The organism is Shinella granuli (genome assembly GCF_004341885.1).
GTDB lineage: Bacteria > Pseudomonadota > Alphaproteobacteria > Rhizobiales > Rhizobiaceae > Shinella > Shinella granuli.
This window is the reverse complement of the sequence record NZ_SLVX01000010.1, coordinates 39,236-53,968: the sequence shown is the minus strand read 5'-3', so window position 1 is coordinate 53,968 and position 14,733 is coordinate 39,236. Positions and strand designations below refer to the sequence as shown.

Here is a 14,733-nt window from a genome sequence, read left to right as displayed (position 1 = left end):
GCGATACCGCTTCGGCTGGAAGGCTCCTAGCTCGCATCGAGCGCCTGCACCAGATCGGCCACCAGGTCATCGGGATGCTCGATGCCGATGGACAGGCGGATGGTCGATTCGAGCACGCCGATCCGCTGGCGCACCTCGACGGGGATTCCCGAATGCGTCATCGTGGCGGGATGCGAGGCGAGCGACTCCGTTCCGCCAAGACTGACGGCAAGCTTGAAGATCTTCAACGCGTTCAGGAACCGGAACGAGGACGGCTGCCCGCCCTTGATGTCGAAGGAGAAGGTCGAGCCGGCACCGCTGCACTGGGCGGCAAAAGTCCGGCCGGCCGGCGATGCGGGATCGTAGAACGGCAGGTAGTGGATCGCCTCGACCTTGGGGTGCTCGCGCAGGAATTCGGCGACCGCCGCCGCGTTGCTGTTGGCCCGCTCCATGCGGATCTGCAGCGTCTCCAGCGAGCGTCCGAGCATCCAGCAGGAATGCGGGTCGAGCTGCGTGCCGATCGCCCCGCGCAGCGCCTTGACCTGCTTCATCACCGCCTTGCGGCCGAGCGCCGCCCCGGCGATCAGATCCGAATGACCGCCGACATACTTGGTCAGCGAATAGAGCGAGAGATCCGCCCCGTGCTCGATCGGCCGCTGGAAGACCGGGCCGAGCAGCGTGTTGTCGCAGGCGACGACCGGCACATGGCCCTGCCGCGCCCCGATCGCATCAGCGACCCGGCGGATCATCGCGATATCGACGAGGCTGTTGGTGGGGTTTGCCGGCGTTTCGACCAGGATGACGGAGACGCGGCCCTTCTGCATCGCCGCTTCCGCCGCAGCCTGTACCGATGCCTCGCTGACGCCATCGGCAAAACCCACGGCCGAGACGCCGAGATTGAGGAAGGTCTTCGCCAGGAGGGTCTCCGTGCCGCCATAGAGGGGTTGCGAATGCAGCACGGCATCGCCAGGCCGCACGAGAGCGAGCAGCGTGGTGGCGATCGCCGACATGCCGGACGAAAACAGTGCACAGCTTTCCGTCCGCTCGTAGACGGCAAGGCGATCCTCGACGATCTCGCTGTTGGGATGGTTGAAGCGCGAATAGACGAGGCCCGCGCCCCTGCCCTCCGGCGGCTCCTTGCGCCCGGAAACGTAGTCGAAGAAGTCGCGCCCGTCCTCGGCGGACTTGAAGACGAAGGTCGATGTCAGGAAGACCGGCGGCTTGACGGCGCCCTCGGAGAGTTCGGGGTCGTAACCGTAGTTCAGCATCTGCGTTTCGGGATGCAGGGCATGGTTGCCGATATGGGTTCTCGACGGATGCGGCGCGGTCATGAAACGTCTCCCTCGTTCGTGTGGCGAGCTCCAGGCACAAATTATATCAGACTCGCTGGCGCTTCCTTGCTATTTGGTGCGCCTTGTTGTTTTTGAAAGCAACTTCTTGCGGAGATCACTGAAAATTGTCGCAGAAAATTGCAGACGAGATCGACCGGCGCATCCTGCGGGAACTTGCCGCCGATGCCCGCATCACCAACAACGAACTGGCCGAGCGGGTCGGCCTTTCCGCATCGGCGTGCCTGCGCCGGCTGCGGCGCCTCGAGGAAACCGCGATCATCCGCGGATATGCCGCGATCATCGACCCGGCCGTGGAGGGCTGGACGATGACCGCCATCGCATCGATCCGTCTCAGCCGCCAGCACGACGACGAGATCCGCATGTTCGAGGAGGCGGTGCAAGGCTGGGACGAGGTGATCGAATGCCAGCTCGTGACCGGCGCGCGCGACTATGTGCTGACGGTCATGAGCGCCGGCCTCGATCACTATGAGCGCTTCATCAAGGACAAGATCGCCAAGCTGAAATGCGTCGACACGATCGAAACCAGCTTCGTGATGAACACGATCAAGGCGCGGCGATCCTAACGCCGCGCCTTGAGGAGGCTGCAAGTTCGGGGGCTCAGGCGAGAGTCGTGATCACTCCGCCGCCTGCAGGGCCGGCGCCGGAACCGGCATCTCCTCGAGATCGCCGCTCAGAGCCGCATTCAGCCTGGCGACGTCCAGCTCGTTTTCCCAGCGGGCGACGACGATCGTCGCGACGGCGTTGCCGATGAAGTTGGTCAGCGCCCGGCATTCCGACATGAAGCGGTCGATGCCGAGGATGAGCGCCATGCCGGCGACCGGCACGGAGGGCACGACGGAGAGCGTCGCAGCGAGCGTGATGAAGCCCGCACCGGTGATGCCGGCTGCACCCTTGGAGCTCAGCATCGCCACGAGCAGCAGCAGGATCTGGTCGCCCATCGACAGCGGGATATCGACCGCCTGCGCGATGAAGAGGGCGGCAAGTGTCATGTAGATGTTCGTGCCGTCGAGATTGAACGAATACCCCGTCGGAATGACGAGGCCGACGACCGAACGCTTGCAACCGGCCCGCTCCATCTTCTGCATCAGGCCCGGCAGCGCCGCCTCGGACGAGGACGTGCCAAGAACGAGCAGCAGTTCCTCCTTGATGTAGCGGATCAGCGCGATGATCGAGAAACCGTTGTACCTTGCGACAGCGCCCAGCACGACGAAGACGAAGAGGAAGGCGGTGAGGTAGAAGGTGGCGATCAGGAAGGCGAGGTTGGCGACCGAGCCGATGCCGTATTTGCCGATGGTAAAGGCCATGGCGCCGAAGGCTCCGATCGGCGCCGCCTTCATGAGGATGGCGACCAGCCGGAAGATCGGCGTCGTCAGCGCCTGCAGGAAATCGACGACCGGCTTGCCCTGCTCGCCGACCATGCCGAGCGCGATGCCGAACAGCACCGAGAAGAACAGCACCTGCAGGATATCCCCCTCGGCAAAGGCGCCGACGATGGTCTGCGGGATGATGTTCATCAGGAAGCCGGTGATGGTCGATTCATGCGCCTTGCTGGCATAGGTCGCCACGGCATTGGCGTCGAGCGAGGCGGGATCGATATGCATGCCCGCACCCGGCTGCACGACATTGGCGACCACCATGCCCACGGCGAGCGCGAGCGTGGAGAAGGTGAGGAAATAGATCATCGCCTTGCCGGCAACGCGCCCCACCTTCTTGAGGTCCGACATGCCGGCAATGCCGGTGGCGACCGTCAGGAAGATCACCGGGGCGATGATCATCTTGACGAGCCGGATGAAGGCATCGCCGAGCGGCTTCAGGCCGGCACCGAAATCGGGATAGTAATGGCCGACCAGCATGCCCGCGACGATAGCGACGATGACCTGAACATAGAGGTGGCGGTAGAACGGCAACGGACCACGGTCCGGCGTGGCGGCAGACGAAATGTGCATGGTTTCCTCCTTTCGCACCCCAACCAGCACGCTGGCTCTTCCCGGGGTGGCTTTGCTGCAATCGCGGAGGACTTCGCAAGCGGCGTGCCAGTTTGCGCGGCACCATATAAAGCATTGTAATAACTCACTTTACAGGAAAACATCGCAGGCAACGAGTCAGTGAAGTGCGGATTTTCGCACAGATTTCCTTGAGTACCGTGCGGTTTTATGCTCAAAATTCCCGATGAACCCAGTTCCGACGACGAGCAATCAGATCGCCCTCCACCGCGCGACGCGGCGGCAGTGGGCGGCATTTGCCGTTGCCGTCCTCGTCCTTGCCTTAGCCGCACTCCATGCGGCCGGGCTCTATGGCCGCGCCTCGGCCCTGTCGACGCTGGAGGAGCAGGGCCGGATCGATGCGAACCTCAAGGTGGCGCTGTTGCAGGCCGTTCTGGAACGGCCCCGGGCTCTTCCCTTCCTGCTGTCGCGCGACCGGGACGTCACGGAGACCCTCGCGGGCGCCGACCCTGCCGGGCGATCCCTCCTCGACGGCAAGCTGGAGGAGCTGGTCGCCGGAACCAATGCCGCGGTGATCTATGTCATCGACGGCAAGGGCGTGGCGATCGCCGCCAGCAACTGGCGCGAGCCGACGAGCTTCGTCGGCAACGACTATTCGTTCCGCGCCTATTTCTCCCGCGCGATGGCGGAGGGCACGGCGGAGCATTTCGCGCTCGGCTCGGTGAGCAAGCGGCCAGGTCTCTATATCTCCCACCGTGTCGGCCCCGCCGCCGCGCCGCTCGGCGTCGTCGTCGTCAAGATGGAATTCGACCAGTTGGAGCGCGACTGGCACGAAACGCAGCGCCCCTCCTATGTTGTGGATGCCGATCATGTCGTGCTGATCACCAGCATCCCCTCCTGGCGCTTCATGACCACGGAGCCGCTGCCGGCCGAAAGCCTCGCGGCCATTCGCGAAAGCCTGCAGTTCGGGGAAGCCCCCCTCGCCCCCCTTCCCTTCACCCTCATCGAAGGCGGCCCGCTGCTGCGTGCCGTCCAGCCCGGCGGCGGCGCGGAGACCTATCTTCGCATACGGGTGCCCGTCGCCACGACGCCATGGCATTTCGAATATCTCGTGCCGACCGGCAACACCATTGCCGCCAGCATGCGCGAGATGCGCCTGCTGGCCCTCCTCGCCGTCGGCGCGATCACGCTCGCCGCCGCGCTCTGGCTGCGCCGGCGCCAGGCGGCGCTCGCCAATGCCGCGCGCGACCAGGCAGCGCGCGAGGAGCTCGAACGCCGCGTGATCGAGCGCACGCGCGACCTCAGCCTTGCCCGCGACCACCTGCAGGCCGAAATCGCCGACCACCGGCAGACCGAGACGAAACTGCAGGCCGTGCAGCAGGATCTCGTGCAGGCCAACAGGCTCGCCATCCTCGGCCAGGTCGCCGCCGGCGTGGCGCATGAAATCAATCAGCCGCTCGCCACCATCCGCGCCTATGCCGACAATGCCAAGGTCTTCCTGACGCGCAACCGGCCGGAGCCGGTGCAGGAGAACCTCGACCTCATCGCCGACCTCACCGACCGGATCGCCGGCATCACGGACGACCTGAAGGCGCTGGCCCGCAAGGGACGCACCGCCGCAGAACCCGTCGTGCTGCGCGAGGTCATCGACGGCGCGATCCTCCTGCTGCGCAGCCGCTTCACCGGCCGGCTCGACCGCATCGTCGTCGCTCCCCTTTCGGAAGGCCTGCGCGTCGCCGGCAACCGGCTGCGGCTGGAACAGGTCTTCATCAACCTCTTCCAGAACGCGCTCGAGGCCGTGGAGGACCGCGCGGACGGGCGCGTCGACGTCGCGGTCATCGCGGGGGAAGGCGGTGTCGTCGTTTCCGTCACCGACAACGGCCCCGGCCTGTCGGCCGCCATCCTCGCCTCGCTCTTTGAACCGTTCAACACATCGAAGGAAAAGGGCCTCGGCCTCGGCCTCGTCATCGCCAAGGACATCGTCTCCGACTATGGCGGCAGGCTGGAGGTCGAGACGGGCGAGCGCGGCGCCTCCTTCCGCGTCCACCTGCGAAAGGCTGACGAATGAGCGTGCCGGTTCTCCTCATCGATGACGACAGGCAGCTCCTGCGCGCCACCGCCCAGACGCTGGACCTCGCCGGTTTTGCCGTGTCGCCGCTCGGCTCTGCTGCCGAGGCGCTGGAAAGGCTCGACGCGGATTTCGCCGGCGTCGTCGTCTCCGACATCCGCATGCCCGGCATGGACGGGCTCCAGCTCTTTGCGCGCATTCGCGCGCTCGATGCCGAGATTCCCGTCGTGCTCGTCACCGGCCACGGCGACATCGCGACGGCGGTCAAGGCCATCCAGGAGGGGGTCTACGATTTCATCGCAAAGCCCTTTCCCGCCGAACGGCTGATCCAGTGCGTCCAGCGCGCGGCGGAAAAACGCAGCCTCGTTATGGAAAACCGCCGCCTGCGGGAAAGCGCCCGGCAGGCGGAGGACAACTTTCCCCTGATCGGCCAGACGCCGGCGATGGACCGGCTGCGCCGGACACTGCGCCAGATCGCCGATACGGATGTCGATGTGCTCGTCACCGGCGAAACGGGCAGCGGCAAGGAGGTCGTGGCCCGCCTGCTGCATGGCTGGAGCCGGCGGGCGAAGGGCAATTTCGTGGCGCTCAACTGCGGCGCCCTGCCCGAGCAGGTGATCGAGAGCGAGCTTTTCGGCCATGAGCCCGGCGCCTTCACCGGCGCGCAGAAGAAGCGTATCGGCCGCATCGAACATTCGAGCGGCGGCACGCTCTTCCTCGACGAACTGGAAAGCATGCCGCTATCCACACAGGTCCAGATGCTGCGCGTGCTCGAACTGCGCGAAGTGACGCCGCTCGGCACGAACGAGGTGCGCCCGGTGGATATCCGCATCGTCGCGGCCGCCAAGGTCGACCTCGCCGACCCCGCCCAGCGGAAGACCTTTCGCGAGGACCTCTATTACCGCCTGAACGTCGTCTCGCTTTCCATCCCGCCGCTGCGCGAGCGCCGCGAGGACATTCCGCTCCTGTTCAGCTACTTCGCCGAGCGCGCCGCCCGGCGCTTCCAGCGCGCGGCGCCCGGCCTTTCGGCCGACATCCTGCGTCACCTGCACAAACACGACTGGCCCGGCAATGTGCGCGAACTCTCCCATTTCGCCGAGCGCGCGGTGCTGGGCATGACATCGGCGGCGCTCGCGCAGCAAGGCCCTTCGTCCGAAACCGGCGGCACAGGCTCGCTGCCGGAGCGGCTGGAACGGATCGAGGCCGAGATCATCCGCGACACGCTCAGCGCCCATGACGGCAATGTGCAGGAAACGATCGCCGCCCTCGGCATCCCGCGCAAGACTTTTTACGACAAGCTCCAGCGCCACGGCATCGTCAGGCGGGAATTCTCCGCGACAGGCGAGAAACCGGCCGCATCGAAGCCCGATCCCTGACGGCCGCGGCCGATACGCCGCCGTCAAGACGGCAATCTGTCTGCCGCAGAAAGTTGAAGGCCCGGCGGATGAACCGTCACGGGTTGACTTGCGGTGTCATTTACGTTGATATCAACATCAATGACACCGGACACGGCGCCGCCGATCCGGAACGGCGCGGCACGCGCCGCATCGGCGGGTTCCGTCCCGCCCATCAGATCGGTCTGAAAATCCGCAGCCGCCCCGGCGGACGAAACGACAACCACGAGGAGGAATGAAGCATGAAAATCGTGACGAGCCTGAGTTTTCAGGGACAGTGCCGCGCGGCATTCGAGTTCTATGCCAAGGTGCTGGGCGGCAAGATCACCGCCGCCTTTCCCTATGGCGAAGCCCCGCCGGACATGCCGATCACCGATGCGAAGTACAAGGACTGGTTGATGCATTGCTGGCTGGAAGTGGGCGACCAGGCACTGATGGGCGCCGACATGGATGCCGGCTGGGCGCCCAACATCGACAAGCCCAAGAACGGTTTCGACGTCACGCTGCACACCACGGACAAGGCCGAGGCCAAACGCTGGTTCGACCAGCTCGCCGAAGGCGGCAAGGCCGTCATGCCATTCGGCGAGACCTTCTGGTCGCCCGGTTTCGGCTCCCTCATCGACAAGTTCGGCATCCCGTGGATGATAAACAGCATTCCCCCGGCGGACTGGAAGCCGGCACAGGGCTGACGTGCCGGGCAACGCTGTCGCCTGGCAATCGCCAGGCTGCAATCCAGCGACTTCGGAAGACCGGGAGGCGGTCCCCAAGATCGTGGCGGCCGGTGGCGGGGACGGCCTCGTCTCCGCCACCGGGTTCCGCCAGGACAACCGCCTCGTCCCCATCTCCCTCGACAAATGCTGATGGACAAGGCTCTTCTCTGTTTCCGCGAGCGCACGGCAAGCTCGTCAATGCCTCCTTCGCCATTGTGCGAACGCCCGCGCCTGCGCGGCATGACACCAGCCGCGCGACAGGGCGGCCTCAGCGGGGCTTGAACTCGACCAGCAGCGACTTGAGCTCGATTTCACGCACGCGCCACGCCGCTTCGTCCGGACTGACCCAGGCAAGCTGGCGCTCGCCCTTTTCCTTGAATTTCGTGGCAAGCTCGGTGGCTTCGATCTGGAACACATCGACGATGCAGGGCGCCACGTCGCCGTCGTCCAGCAGTTTCAGATAGGTGTAGCGACCAATCGGCTTCTTGCGGACCTTTCCGCGAATGCCGGCCTCCTGGAAGGCTTCGATCGCAGCTGCCTCATATGGCTTCCTGCCCTTCATCGGCCAGCCCTTGGGAATGATCCAGCGACCGGTATCGCGCGAGGTCACCACGAGGATCTCGATCCCGGCGCCTTCAGGCGCGCTGCGGAAACACAGGGCAGCATATTGCTGGCGAAACGCCCCCGAAAACAGCTTTTCGGGGGTAGCCGCCAGCTTCTGCAGAAGGGTCTTGGGCCTGCGGCTCTTCTGCGCCTTGGTCTTCTTGGTCGTTTTCAGGGTTCTTGCCGCCAAAGCATCGCAAAATGGGGGCGAAACCTATGACGAGTTGCCCACCATGTCAAAGGCGCGCCCTCAGCCGACGACCATCTGGAACCAGGCATCGCGGAACCAGCTGCGCTTGATCATGTCGCGGAATTCGTCGGTAAGCCTGCCGATCAACATCGTCGAACGCGACGAGACGCAATCCGGCCCGCCGCATGGGCTGGGTCGGTCGCCTTCCCGCACATTTCGCAATCGACGGCACGCAGGTCGCCTCGGCCGGCATCCGGCCGGAGGCCGCAACTATTCGCTGGAGGCACTGATCGAGGCGTCGCACTCTTCAGTCCGACCGCGGGCGGTCCGCATGCAGCCGATCCTCCAGAGCGCATATGTGCTTTTCGAGCTGCTCGTCGCTCATATAGGCGCTGAGGGAACCAATGCGCTTGCCCCTGTAGAGATCATCGCCTTCGACCGCTTTGAGGCGCGCCAGGAGATCGATGCGTTTCATATCCCATCCTTTCCAGTGCATTTTCGTGATTTGAGATGGCGTATCGGGACCAGCACGAGGGTCCTCGACGCGGCCTTGGCACGCGCAAGGAGGCTGGAGCCCGGCCGCTTCAGCGAATAGATTCAACGTTCCGAGTAATCCATCCCGTCAATGGATGCAGAAAAGCGGCCGCTCGCTAGCCAAGGGCCAGGCTGGAAAAGAATTCCATCATACGATTGATGGCAACAATTGCCGGCATCGAACGGTCCCGAACGTTTCTGTTTCGCCTGTTCTTCAGGGAAACGAAGGCGATGGCTGTCCGCGCAAGTCTTACTGCTTCGGCACCACGCCCAGGAAGAAGACAGCGGTAAAGCGCATTGTCAACCAGTTTGTGGACGCCAAGCCGGAGGCACACCGAGGGTGTGCACCGAATCCGACCGGATCAAGGCACCGGGAGACCCTGCAAGACATCCGCACGCACCGCGGTCAGATATCCTTGGCAAGGCGCAGCGCATCGTAGATGGCCGCATGTGTGTTGCGGGCGGCAACGGCGTCGCCGATGCGGAAAAGCTGGTAGGTGCCGTCGGGATTGCGCGTGACCGTCTGCGGCGCGCCGGCAATCAGGTCGTCATAGGAGACCTCGCCGAGGTTCTTCGAGCCCGGCTTCAGCTCGAAATAGAGATCGTCCAGCGGGATGGTGCCGTGGTTGACGACGATCTGGTCGACCGTGCGCTGCTTGCTGACACCGCCGTAGTCGCTGCCAACATGGGCGATGATCTGGTTGCCGCTCCTCTCCGCCGCCTCCAGCCGGTAGGTGACGGTGAAGGTCGTGTCGAGCTTCTGCAGCGCGCGCATATAGGGAACGAGGTTCATGGCCATGACCTCGGGCGCGAAGGCACGGTCCGGCGTCATGATCTCTACCTTGCCGCCCGCCTTGGCGATCAGTTCGGCCGCCTGCAGGCCGGCATGGTCGCCGGCATCGTCATAGACGAGCACGTTGGTGCCCGGCTTCACGTCGCCGGAAATGATGTCCCAGGAGGAGACCACGAGTTCGTTGCCCTTCGAAAGAACCTCGGTATGCGGCAGGCCACCCGTCGCGACGATCACGACATCGGGGTTTTCGGCAAGGATCGTGTCCGCCTCGGCCCAGCTGTTGAAGTGGAAGGTCACGCCGTGCTTCTCGCATTGGCTCATGCGCCAGTCGATGATGCCGATCATCTCGCGCCGCCGCTCGCTCTGCGCCGTCAGTCGGATCTGGCCGCCCGGATCGCTCGCCGCCTCGAACACCACCACCTCGTGGCCGCGCTCGGCGGCGACCCGCGCTGCTTCGAGGCCGGCCGGGCCGGCGCCGACGATCACCACCTTCCTGCGCACCGCCGCCTTCGGGATCGCATGCGGCATCGTCTCCTCGCGGCCGGTCGCCGCATTGTGGATGCAGAAGGCAAGGCCGCCCTGGTAGATGCGGTCGAGACAGTAATTCGCGCCGACACAGGGACGGATGTCGTCCTCGCGCTTTTCGATGATCTTGCGCACGATATGCGGGTCGGTCATGTGGGCGCGGGTCATGCCGATCATGTCGACCTTGCCGGCGGCGATCGCATGACGCGCCGTCGCGACATCCTGGATCTTCGCCGCATGGAAGGTCGGGAACCTGGTGGCGGCGCGGATGTCGCCGGCGAAATCCAGATGCGGCGCGCTTGCCATGCCCTGGATCGGGATGACATCCGTCAGGCCCGGATCCGTATCGATATGGCCGCGGATGACGTTCAGGTAATCGATGAGACCACTTTCCTTGAGACGACGGGAGATTTCCAGGCCCTCGGCCTTTCCGGTCCCGCCGGGAAGACATTCGTCGGCCGTGTAGCGCACGCCGAGGATGAAATCCTCGCCCACCCTTTCGCGCATCGCCCTGAACACGTCGAAACAGAAGCGCAGGCGGTTGTCGAGCGAGCCGCCATAGGGGCCGTCGAGCTCGTTGGTCAGCGGCGAGGTGAACTGGTCGATGAGGTGGCCATAGGCCTCCAGCTCGACCCCGTCCATGCCGCCCGCCTTCATGCGCTCGGCCGCATCGGCGAAATCCTTGATGATGCGCGCGATGTCCCAGTCTTCCAGCTTCTTGGGAAAGGCGCGGTGCGCGGCCTCACGATGATGGGAAGGCGCAAGGACGGGCAGCCAGTCGCCCTTGTCCCAGCGCGTGCGGCGGCCGAGATGGGTGAGCTGGATCATGATCGCCGCCCCCGCTTCATGCACGGCGTCGGTCATTTCCCGGATCCACGGCACGATCTCGTCCTTGTAGGCGAGCAGGTTGTTGAAGACCGGCGGACTGTCCTTCGAGACGGCGGCGGATCCGGCCGTCATCGTCAGCGCCACGCCGCCGCGCGCCCGTTCCACCGTATAGGCCCGGTAGCGGCCCTTCGGCATGCCGTCCTCGGGATAGGCCGGCTCGTGCGAGGTGACGATGATGCGGTTGCGCAGGGTCAGGTGCTTCAACTGATAGGGCTGAAGCAGGGGATCGTTCGACATGCGACGGGCTCCGGACTGGGGACTTTCACGAACGGTAAGAGAAAATGTACACATGTGTCAACGCCCAAAACACTATAGTCAATATTATCGACATAAGTGTACATTCTGCTTGCCGCGACATGCCGAATTTGTTAGGAGGCACCATGGAACAGGCGACGAGTGACAGCGGCTGGCGCGGCTCCCCGGAAGGGTGGCTGGAGGCCGCCTACGACTGCCTGCTCGAATCCGGCGTGGAATCGGTGAAGATCCTGCCGCTCGCCAAGCGGCTCAATCTGTCCCGCACCAGCTTCTACTGGTTCTTCAAGGACCGGGAGGAGCTGCTGGGTGCCCTCATCGCGCGCTGGCGGGAGAAGAACACGGGCAATCTCGTGAAGCAGTCCGAGGCCTATGCGGAAACGCTTGCCGAAGCGATGCTCAACGTCTTCGACTGCTGGCTGAACAAGGACCTGTTCGATTCCCAGTTCGAATTCGCCGTGCGCAGCTGGGCGCTGCAATCGCCGGACATCCTGGCGGAGGTGCAGGCGGCCGACCAGGCGAGAATAGAGGCGATCGGCCGCATGTTCGTGCGGTTCGGCTATGACGAGGGCCCGGCGGACGTTCGTGCGCGAACGACCTATCTCGTCCAGATCGGGTATATCTCGATGCAATCGACGGAAGACATCGCGCTGCGCATGAAGCGCATCCCCGACTATATCGCGATCTATACCGGAGAGATCCCCCGGAAACGGGAACTCGACCGCTTCTTTGCCCGGCACGGCTATAAGCCGGACTGAGCGCAGGGCCTGGCACAGGACAGGCACGTCGGCTCGTCCTTATTTCGCCGTCAGGCCAGACAAATGCCTCCGCCTTAGGCTCGTCTTAACGAACTCTGTTCAATTTTACCGATCGCAAGCGCGCGGTTCTCGCGCCGGCTGCCATGAAGGCGCGTTTTTCCTGACATCTGCTGTGCCGAGCCCGTGCCCGCAAGACGCGTGCGGTTCGGCGATGGAATACTGGGGGGTTTCCTTGAGCACACGTTTCAATCTCATGACCAAAATTCTTCAGGCCGCCTCGCTCGCCGTCATCGCGGCCTTCTGCGGCTTTTCGGTCTATATCGACAGTCTCCAGCGAAACACGCTCTCCAGGGAAGCGGCCTCCGAGATCGAATCCGCCGGCGAGCTGGCGGCCACCGGCATTGCCAACTGGCTGAATGCCCGCGTCATGCTGACCGAGCTCGCCGGCGCCGGCGTCGCCCGGGCGGAGAATGCCGAGGAGATCCTGAAGGGTTTCGACAACGCGCTGCTCAGCCGCGAATTCGCCCTCGTCTATTTCGGCGGCGAGGACGGCACCATGACCCGTATTCCCGCCGCGACGATGCCGGCAGGCTACGACCCGCGCAAGCGCGGCTGGTACAAGGATACCGTCAGGCTCGACGCGCCGGTGCTGACCGATCCCTATGTCGATTCCGCCTCGCAGAAGCTGGTGATCAGCGCCACCGCCCCGGTCAAGCGTGACGGCAAGCTGCTCGGCATCGCCGGCACCGACTTCCCCCTGCAGGGCCTGCTCGGCATGATCGGCGAGGTCGATCTCGGCGGCATGGGCTCCGCCTTCCTCGTCAACAAGTCCGGCACGGTTCTCGTCCATCCCAATGGCGATCTGGTCGCCAAGCCCCTGACCGAGGTCTTCCCGCAGGAGACCCCGTCGATCGAGGCGACCGGGCTGACGGAAACCGAGCTCGACGGCAAGCGCGTCCTCGTGCGCTTCGTGCAGGTCACGGGCCTGCCGGTGATCGATAGCTGGTATCTCTGCCTGATCGTCGACCGCGACATGGCCTATGCCGGCATTTCCGAATTCCGCATCGCCGCCACCATCGCCACCGTCGTCGGCGTTCTCGCCATGATCGGCGTCCTCGCCCTGCTTCTGTCCAGCCTCGTCGTGCGGCCGGTGGTGCGCATGACCGGCATGATGAGCAAGCTGGCGCGCGGCGACGTTTCCGAGGACATCCCGGAGGCAGGCCGCAGCGACGAAATCGGCCAGATGGCGGCTGCCGTCACCGTCTTCCGCGAAAACATCATCGAGCGTGCGCGCCTCGCCCGTGCGGCGGAAGAGAACCAGACCCTGAGCGAACAGGAGCGGCGCGAGCGCGACGCGATCAAGGCGCAGGAGGCCGAGACCGTCGCCCTGGCCGTCCACACGGTCGCCGATGCGCTGGGCCGTCTTGCCGACGGCGACCTCGTCTCGCGCATCGACACCCCCTTTGCCGGCGATCTCGACCGCCTGCGCATCGACTTCAACAACTCCGTCACCCGCCTGCACCAGGCCATGTCGACGGTCGGCGAGAAGGCGCTGGCGATCGACGGCGGCGCGAACGAGATCCGCGGCTCCGCCGACGCGCTCGCCCGACGCACGGAGCAGCAGGCGGCTTCCGTCGAGGAAACCGCCGCCGCGCTGGAGGAGATCACCACCACCGTGAAGGACTCCACCCATCGCGCCGAGGAGGTCGGCTCGCTCGTCTCGCGCACTCGTCAGGGCGCGGAGAAGTCCGGCGAGGTGGTGCGCCGCGCCGTCTCGGCCATGCAGGGCATCGAAAAGTCCTCGCACGAGATTTCCAACATCATCGGCGTCATCGACGACATCGCCTTCCAGACCAACCTTCTCGCGCTCAATGCCGGCGTGGAAGCGGCCCGCGCGGGCGAAGCGGGCAAGGGCTTTGCCGTCGTCGCGCAGGAAGTGCGCGAGCTCGCCCAGCGCTCGGCCAATGCCGCGAAAGAGATCAAGGCGCTGATCACGGCGTCCGGGGAACAGGTCCGTTCCGGCGTCTCGCTCGTCGACGAGACGGGCGCCGCGCTGGAGGCCATCGTGCGCGAGGTGCAGGAGATCAACGGCCATGTGAACGCCATCGTCCTGGCCGCCCGCGAGCAGTCGACCGGCCTGCAGGAAATCAACACCGCCGTCAACACGATGGACCAGGGCACGCAGCAGAACGCCGCCATGGTGGAGGAACAGACCGCCGCCAGCCACGGCCTTGCCAGCGAGGCGGCCGCGCTGACCGCCCTGCTCGCCCAGTTCCGCCTCGACAGGGCACGCAACGTGCCGCAGGCTGCACGCCAGGCCTTCGCCGCCTGACGGACACCACGCCTAGCCGCATTAAGCCCCCCGCAGCAACTGCAGGGGGCTTTTTCTTGCCCTGGAAAATCCGCCACGCAGGGCCGGCGCGCCACCGGTCTTGGCGCCCCTTGAACATGGTGAATACAGGCGGGATTCGGCGCGGATATCCGCAACCGCGACGGAAGCAGCCGCCATGGCAGTGAAAGCGGGCGCGGCTGATCATGCCGCCCTTTTTGTCCCGATTAGACGAAGACCATCACGCCCGCATAGCCGACCGCAATCAGAACCAGCCCGACGACGAGCATCGGCATCAGGCTGCTGCCATTGACGTCCCGGCCGCTGACGTGCTCGCCGGAAAACACCAGGGGCTTGCGGGTTTCTTCCTTGTTCATGGGCCTCTCCTGTTAATGTGGCAAATTATATACCACTT

13 protein-coding genes are annotated in these 14,733 nt (G+C 64.8%); 7 read left to right on the top strand and 6 right to left on the bottom strand.

The genetic code is table 11. The annotated features are described in order from the left end of the window. Positions 1-26: 26 nt before the first annotated feature. Positions 27-1,310, bottom strand: a complete 1,284-nt coding sequence (locus EV665_RS16900) for a cystathionine gamma-synthase family protein (RefSeq protein ID WP_133034993.1) — start codon at positions 1,308-1,310, stop codon at positions 27-29. A gap of 125 nt (positions 1,311-1,435) precedes the next feature. On the opposite strand from EV665_RS16900, the gene EV665_RS16895 reads away from it, so the two are divergent. Continuing rightward, a complete protein-coding gene (locus EV665_RS16895; RefSeq protein ID WP_064334083.1) occupies positions 1,436-1,894 on the top strand; it encodes an Lrp/AsnC family transcriptional regulator in 459 nt (152 codons plus the stop codon). Positions 1,895-1,945: 51 nt separating this feature from the next. On the opposite strand, the gene EV665_RS16890 is transcribed toward EV665_RS16895, so the two are convergent. Beyond that, the gene (locus tag EV665_RS16890) at positions 1,946-3,277 is read right to left on the bottom strand and encodes a dicarboxylate/amino acid:cation symporter (RefSeq protein WP_133034992.1); all 1,332 of its coding nucleotides are present in this window, start codon (positions 3,275-3,277) and stop codon (positions 1,946-1,948) included. A gap of 223 nt (positions 3,278-3,500) precedes the next feature. Between EV665_RS16890 and EV665_RS16885 the strand changes: the two genes are divergently transcribed. The 4 genes from EV665_RS16885 to EV665_RS16870 all read left to right on the top strand — a co-directional run bounded on the left by EV665_RS16885 (position 3,501) and on the right by EV665_RS16870 (position 7,425). Then, positions 3,501-5,342 (top strand): sensor histidine kinase, encoded by a 1,842-nt coding sequence (locus tag EV665_RS16885; protein WP_133034991.1) that lies wholly within the window; start codon positions 3,501-3,503, stop codon positions 5,340-5,342. Further along, complete coding sequence (locus tag EV665_RS16880) at positions 5,339-6,718, top strand: sigma-54-dependent transcriptional regulator (protein ID WP_133034990.1); 1,380 nt, start codon at positions 5,339-5,341, stop codon at positions 6,716-6,718. The genes EV665_RS16885 and EV665_RS16880 overlap by 4 nt, the downstream gene beginning before the upstream one ends. Positions 6,719-6,786: 68 nt before the next feature. Continuing rightward, the gene (locus EV665_RS16875) at positions 6,787-6,975 is read left to right on the top strand and encodes a hypothetical protein (protein ID WP_133034989.1); all 189 of its coding nucleotides are present in this window, start codon (positions 6,787-6,789) and stop codon (positions 6,973-6,975) included. Positions 6,976-6,978: 3 nt separating this feature from the next. After that, entirely contained in the window at positions 6,979-7,425 is a 447-nt protein-coding gene (locus EV665_RS16870; RefSeq protein WP_064334087.1) for a VOC family protein, read from the top strand. Between the two features lie 289 nt (positions 7,426-7,714). Here EV665_RS16870 and EV665_RS16865 read toward each other — a convergent pair whose 3' ends face one another. From EV665_RS16865 to EV665_RS16860, 3 genes are all read right to left on the bottom strand, one after another. Continuing rightward, positions 7,715-8,224: an NUDIX hydrolase gene (locus tag EV665_RS16865; RefSeq protein ID WP_064334221.1), complete on the bottom strand. Its 510-nt coding sequence runs from the start codon at positions 8,222-8,224 to the stop codon at positions 7,715-7,717. A gap of 322 nt (positions 8,225-8,546) precedes the next feature. Continuing rightward, positions 8,547-8,714 (bottom strand): hypothetical protein, encoded by a 168-nt coding sequence (locus EV665_RS32365; RefSeq protein WP_162853090.1) that lies wholly within the window; start codon positions 8,712-8,714, stop codon positions 8,547-8,549. A gap of 465 nt (positions 8,715-9,179) precedes the next feature. Beyond that, entirely contained in the window at positions 9,180-11,216 is a 2,037-nt protein-coding gene (locus EV665_RS16860) for an NADH:flavin oxidoreductase (RefSeq protein WP_133034988.1), read from the bottom strand. A gap of 143 nt (positions 11,217-11,359) precedes the next feature. Between EV665_RS16860 and EV665_RS16855 the strand changes: the two genes are divergently transcribed. Both EV665_RS16855 and EV665_RS16850 read left to right on the top strand, forming a co-directional pair. Next, positions 11,360-11,989, top strand: a complete 630-nt coding sequence (locus tag EV665_RS16855) for a TetR/AcrR family transcriptional regulator (RefSeq protein ID WP_064334089.1) — start codon at positions 11,360-11,362, stop codon at positions 11,987-11,989. Positions 11,990-12,221: 232 nt separating this feature from the next. After that, positions 12,222-14,321, top strand: coding sequence for a methyl-accepting chemotaxis protein (locus EV665_RS16850; RefSeq protein ID WP_133034987.1), 2,100 nt, complete (start codon positions 12,222-12,224; stop codon positions 14,319-14,321). Positions 14,322-14,545: 224 nt separating this feature from the next. Here EV665_RS16850 and EV665_RS32360 read toward each other — a convergent pair whose 3' ends face one another. After that, positions 14,546-14,695, bottom strand: coding sequence for a hypothetical protein (locus EV665_RS32360; protein ID WP_162853089.1), 150 nt, complete (start codon positions 14,693-14,695; stop codon positions 14,546-14,548). Positions 14,696-14,733: the final 38 nt, after the last annotated feature.

Excerpts from the sequence above, each read along its gene's own strand:
- EV665_RS16900 (WP_133034993.1), bottom strand. The coding sequence starts at position 1,310 with ATGACCGCGCCGCATCCGTCGAGAACCCATATCGGCAACCATGCCCTG.
- EV665_RS16890 (WP_133034992.1), bottom strand. The coding sequence starts at position 3,277 with ATGCACATTTCGTCTGCCGCCACGCCGGACCGTGGTCCGTTGCCGTTC.
- EV665_RS16885 (WP_133034991.1), top strand. The coding sequence starts at position 3,501 with ATGAACCCAGTTCCGACGACGAGCAATCAGATCGCCCTCCACCGCGCG.
- EV665_RS16880 (WP_133034990.1), top strand. The coding sequence starts at position 5,339 with ATGAGCGTGCCGGTTCTCCTCATCGATGACGACAGGCAGCTCCTGCGC.
- EV665_RS16875 (WP_133034989.1), top strand. The coding sequence starts at position 6,787 with ATGAACCGTCACGGGTTGACTTGCGGTGTCATTTACGTTGATATCAAC.
- EV665_RS16870 (WP_064334087.1), top strand. The coding sequence starts at position 6,979 with ATGAAAATCGTGACGAGCCTGAGTTTTCAGGGACAGTGCCGCGCGGCA.
- EV665_RS32365 (WP_162853090.1), bottom strand. The coding sequence starts at position 8,714 with ATGAAACGCATCGATCTCCTGGCGCGCCTCAAAGCGGTCGAAGGCGAT.
- EV665_RS16860 (WP_133034988.1), bottom strand. The coding sequence starts at position 11,216 with ATGTCGAACGATCCCCTGCTTCAGCCCTATCAGTTGAAGCACCTGACC.
- EV665_RS16855 (WP_064334089.1), top strand. The coding sequence starts at position 11,360 with ATGGAACAGGCGACGAGTGACAGCGGCTGGCGCGGCTCCCCGGAAGGG.
- EV665_RS32360 (WP_162853089.1), bottom strand. The coding sequence starts at position 14,695 with ATGAACAAGGAAGAAACCCGCAAGCCCCTGGTGTTTTCCGGCGAGCAC.